The sequence below is a fragment of the Bradyrhizobium sp. genome (assembly GCF_030693485.1).
In the GTDB taxonomy this organism is placed as follows: Bacteria; Pseudomonadota; Alphaproteobacteria; order Rhizobiales; family Xanthobacteraceae; genus Bradyrhizobium.
Window position 1 is genome coordinate 1 of the sequence record NZ_JAUYAN010000091.1, and the last position, 4753, is coordinate 4753.

A 4753-nucleotide genomic window follows, 5' to 3' on the forward strand; every position below is an offset into this window, starting at 1 on the left:
CCGGCAGAATTCGGAAATCCGGGCGAGGATCTGGTCGTTTTTCATGGGCCGGGATATCGAGCCGGGATTGGGACAGGCTGGTGGGCAGCCGCGGACGGCGCGGCCGTCCTAGCACGGTCTGCCCACTGTTGGAAATGCAGGGCGGGCGACCCCTGGACACCGTATTCCCAGGCCGACGGCGGGTTGACGATGCAAGCCCTGCGGGAACGATTTCGGTTCAGCCGAACGACAATTCAGTCTAGAGATCGGGATCGATGGGAGCGCTCAAGTTCTGGCGAAACCCCGCTGCTGGTATCAATTCCTTTCACATCAAAGGCATGCGCTTGACTTTATCCGACGCCGCAATGAATTCCGCACGACCAGTCCCCCCGGACTCGATCGAGCCTTCCAGTCAACGCAAGCGCGACCTGCTCGAACACTTCGAGGGCAACAGCGAGGAACTGGATCGCTGGCGCGAATTCAACGCCGCCTATCACGACGACGACCGAAAGTTCATGCGATTCCTGATTCCGCCCGGCAAGCGGGTGCTCGAACTCGGTTGCAGTCGGGGGGATCTGCTGGCGGCCCTGGAGCCTTCTTATGGCGTCGGCGTCGATTTCGGCGCCAAGGCGATCGCGAAGGCGAAGGCCCGGCATCCCCACCTGCATTTCGTTTACGGGGACATCGAAGATCCCGCCACGATGACCTCGATCGAGGGACCGTTCGACTACATCGTGATGGCTGACACGATCGGCATGTTCGACGATATCGACGGCACCTTGCGGCTGACCCAGCGATTGTGCTCGCCGTCGACGCGCATCATCATCGCCTATTACTCGCACATGTGGGAACCGGTCCTGAAACTCGCCGAGGCGTTGCGCCTGCGCAGCAAGCAGCCCAAGATCAATTACATCGCCACCGCCGACTTCCTGAACCTGATGGACCTCGCCGACTTCGAGATGATCAGCCAGGAGCAGCGCCAGTTGCTGCCGCGGCGCTGGCTCGGGCTTGGCCCGTTTATCAATCGCTACATCGCGCCGCTGCCGGGAATCAGGCAGTTGTGCCTGCGCACCTACATCATAGGACGGCCGGTCCGCCATTTTCCTGACCGCAAGTTTTCCGCCAGTGTTCTCATTCCCTGTCGCAACGAGAGGGGCAACATTGAAAACGCGATCCGGCGCATGCCCCGGTTCGGCAGCTCTCAGGAAATCCTGTTCGTCGAAGGAAATTCCAGCGACGGCACGTTCGAGGAATGCGAGCGTGTGCGCGAGGCCTACAAGGACAGCTGGGATATCAAGGTTCTGAAACAGGACGGCAAAGGCAAGGGCGACGCGGTTCGCAAGGGGTTTGGCGCCGCGACCGGCGACGTTCTGATGATCCTCGATGCCGACCTGACGATGCCGCCGGAGGCGCTGCCGAAATACCACGCCGTGATCGAGAGCGGGAAGGCCGAATTTGTCAACGGCACCCGGCTGGTCTATCCGATGGAAAACGAGGCGATGCGGCCACTGAATTTCATTGCCAACCGCTGCTTCGCCTATCTGTTCAGCTATCTCGTCAATACCCGCCTGACCGATACGCTGTGCGGCACCAAGGTGTTGCTGCGAAAGGACTACGAGGTACTGGCGCGCGAACGCGCCTATTTCGGCAACTTCGATCCGTTCGGCGATTTCGATCTGATCTTCGGCGCCGCCAAGCAGAACCTGAAAATCGTCGAGACGCCGATCCACTACAAGGCGCGCACTTTTGGCGAAACCCAGATCTCGCGCTTTCGCGACGGCTGGCTGCTGTTGAAGATGGTCTGGTTTGCCTATCGCAAGCTGAAGGCTATCTGATTTCTGCAGGTCGGCGCCTGCGAGCTTGGTGGGTGGCCGGCATGCCCAAGCCGGCCGCGAAAAGCGCCAGCCCTACTTGCCCCACACCTCGTTGGCGACATCGACCGCGAGCTTGAGTTTGGCCCACTGCTCTTCCTCGGTGAGGAGGTTGCCCTCTTCGGTGGAGGCAAAACCGCATTGCGGCGATACCGCAAGCTGATCGAGCGGCGCGAATTTGCTCGCCTCTTCCAGCCGCCGCTTGATGTCGTCCTTCTTTTCCAGTTCTCCCGATTTCGAGGTAATGACGCCGACCACCACGATCTTGTTGCCCTTCGGCAAATAGCGCAGCGGCTCGAAGCCGCCGGCGCGCTCGGAATCGTATTCGAGGAAATATCCGTCGTAATTGGTCCCGGCCAGCATGGTCTCCGCCACCGGCTCGTAGCCGCCGGACGAAATCCAGGTGGAACGGAAATTGCCGCGGCAGACATGCGTGGTGATGGTCATGTCGGCCGGCCGTTCGGCGATCGCGTAGTTGATGATTCGGGCGTAGATTTCCTGCAGACCGTCGGGATTGTCGCCACGCTCGCGCGCCTTCCTCAATTCCTCCTGCGAGCAGAGATAGGCCCAGACCGTATCGTCGAATTGAAGGTAACGGCAGCCGGCATCGTAAAACGCCTTGACGGCCTTGCGGTAGGTCTTGCCGAGATCCTCGTAGAAGGCGTCGAGATCGGGATAGACATCCCTGGAGATCGACTTGCGGCCGCCACGGAAGTGCAGCACCGCCGGCGACGGGATCGTCATCTTCGGCATCACATGCGCGGTTTCGCACTGCTTCTTCAGGAAGCGGAAATGGTCCAGCATCGGATGATCGGCGGGGAAATCGAGCTTGCCGATCACCCGTACCGCGTCATGCCGGGTCTCCACCCCTGCGAACTGGATGCCGGTCTCGGGATGAAACAGTTCGCATCCCGTCAGCTTGGCGAGAAAGTCGAAATGCCACCAGGAGCGGCGGAATTCGCCGTCGGTCGCGAGCTTCAGGCCGATTGAGGCTTGCTTGTGCACGACCTTTTCGATCTCCATGTCCTCGGCTTTGCGCAGGCCCTCGGCCGAGATCTCGCCCTTCTCCAGTTTGGCCCGCGCTTCCTTGATGCGCGGCGGCCGCAACAGGCTGCCGACCTCGTCGGCGCGGAAAGGGGCTTTGGTTCGCTGCATGGTCTCGACTCCCGAAGAAATCTAATGTGCTGTCGCGCCGGCGACACCGAGAAAGCGTTCCAGCACGGCGGGATCGGCTTTCAACGTGCTGCTGGCCGCATCATGGACGATCGCGCCGCGCTCCAATATCACAACGCGGTCGGCAAGCCCCAGAATCTTTTGCGCGTTCTGCTCGACAATAACAGAGCAAATGCCGCCGGCCCGGGTGATGGTGCCGAGCGCCGTGAGCAGTTCCTCGACGATGATAGGGGCCAGGCCCTCGGTCGGCTCATCCAGCAACAGCACCTTCGGATTGAGCGTCAGCGCGCGGCCGATCGCCAGCATCTGCTGCTCGCCGCCGGAAAGCTGGTTGCCGAAATTGCTGCGGCGCTCCTTCAGCCGCGGAAACATCTCGTAGACCTTCGCCACCGTCCACGGTCCGGGCTGGGCGACGGCGGTCATGTTCTCCTCCACCGTCAGCGAACGGAAGATATTGCGCTCCTGCGGCACCCAGCCGATGCCCGCCCGCGCCCGCTGGTCCGGCCGCATCGCGGTGATGTCGAGCCCGCCGAGGGTGATGGTGCCGCCGAATCGGCGGGTGATCCCGACGATCGAATTGATCAGCGTGGTTTTGCCGGTGCCGTTTCGCCCCAGCAGCGCCAGCACCTGGCTTTCGGGCAGGCGCAGCGACATTCCGGGCAATACCACCGCTTCGCCGTAACCGGCGCGCAGGCCTTCGATCGCGAGGAGATCAGGCATCGGCGGCCTCGCCGAGATAGACCGCCTTCACCCTGGGATCGCGCGCCACCTCGTCCGGCGGGCCCTCCACCAGCATGGCGCCGGTGACCATCACCGAAATGCGGTCGGCGAACGAGAACACCAGATCCATGTCGTGCTCGATCAGGAGTACGGTAACGTCGCGTGGCAGCGCCGCCACGGCGGCCAGGATATCGTGGCGCTCGCTTTCGGGCACGCCGGCGGCCGGCTCGTCCAGCAGCAGCACGCGCGGCCTGGCGGCAATGGCTACTGCGATCTCGAGCAGGCGCTGTTTTCCGTAAGGCAGCGTCACCGTCAGTTCGTTCATGACGTCGAGCAGGTGGAATCGCGCCAGATTCTCCGCGATCTCGGCATTGACGTCGTCGCGCGTCCCCATCCGGCGCCACCAGTCGCCGCCGCGGCCCAGCCGTTCGGAGACCGCAAGCCCGATGGTCTCGAGCGGCGTCAAATCGGCATAGAGCTGGTTGATCTGGAAAGTGCGCGACAGCCCGCGCAGCACCCTGGTGTGGACGGCGAGATCGGTGATGTCGTTGCCCTCCAGCAGGATGCGCCCTGCATCGGGCTTGAGCACCCCGGTCAGGAGATTGATCACGGTGGTCTTGCCGGCGCCGTTCGGGCCGATCAGGGCGTGGCGGGCGCCCTGCTCTATCCTCAGCGACAGGTCCTGGGTGACCTTGAGGCCGCCGAAGCGTTTCTCCAGTCCGATCGTTTCCAGCGCCACCGTCATGGCAGCCCGTTCCTTTCCGGAACGGCGACGACGGTCTTGCGTCCGGCAAACTGCCGGATCACCAGGTTCGGCAGCCACAGCGCCCAGCGGTGCATGCGCGCCCGGCCGACCAGCACGATCACGACCAGCACGAGGCCGATCCAGAACAGCCAGTATTGCGGTGTGATGGTCTGGAAAACCTCCTGAAGCATCTTGAAAATGACCGCCCCGATCAGCCCTCCGTAGAGATAGCCGGTGCCGCCGATGACGAGGACCAGCATCAGAT

4 protein-coding genes and 1 pseudogene are annotated in these 4753 nt (G+C 62.6%); 1 reads left to right on the plus strand and 4 read right to left on the minus strand.

Annotation, left to right across the window (positions count from 1 at the left end):
* Positions 1-344 precede the first annotated feature (344 nt).
* Positions 345-1814, plus strand: a complete 1470-nt coding sequence (locus Q8N40_RS06720) for a glycosyltransferase (RefSeq protein ID WP_305711253.1) — start codon at positions 345-347, stop codon at positions 1812-1814.
* Between the two features lie 72 nt (positions 1815-1886).
* Here the strand turns inward: Q8N40_RS06720 and Q8N40_RS06725 are convergent, their stop codons facing one another.
* From Q8N40_RS06725 to Q8N40_RS06740, 4 genes and pseudogenes are all read right to left on the minus strand, one after another.
* Positions 1887-3005, minus strand: a complete 1119-nt coding sequence (locus Q8N40_RS06725) for a cobalamin-independent methionine synthase II family protein (RefSeq protein ID WP_305711254.1) — start codon at positions 3003-3005, stop codon at positions 1887-1889.
* 21 nt (positions 3006-3026) lie between these two features.
* Positions 3027-3743 (minus strand): ABC transporter ATP-binding protein, encoded by a 717-nt coding sequence (locus Q8N40_RS06730; protein ID WP_305320507.1) that lies wholly within the window; start codon positions 3741-3743, stop codon positions 3027-3029.
* Positions 3736-4488, minus strand: a complete 753-nt coding sequence (locus Q8N40_RS06735; RefSeq protein WP_305711255.1) for an ABC transporter ATP-binding protein — start codon at positions 4486-4488, stop codon at positions 3736-3738. Before Q8N40_RS06735 ends, Q8N40_RS06730 begins: the two co-directional genes overlap by 8 nt.
* Positions 4485-4753 (minus strand): annotated as a pseudogene (locus Q8N40_RS06740) (branched-chain amino acid ABC transporter permease); the annotation flags it as partial. The pseudogene Q8N40_RS06740 and the gene Q8N40_RS06735, both read right to left, overlap by 4 nt.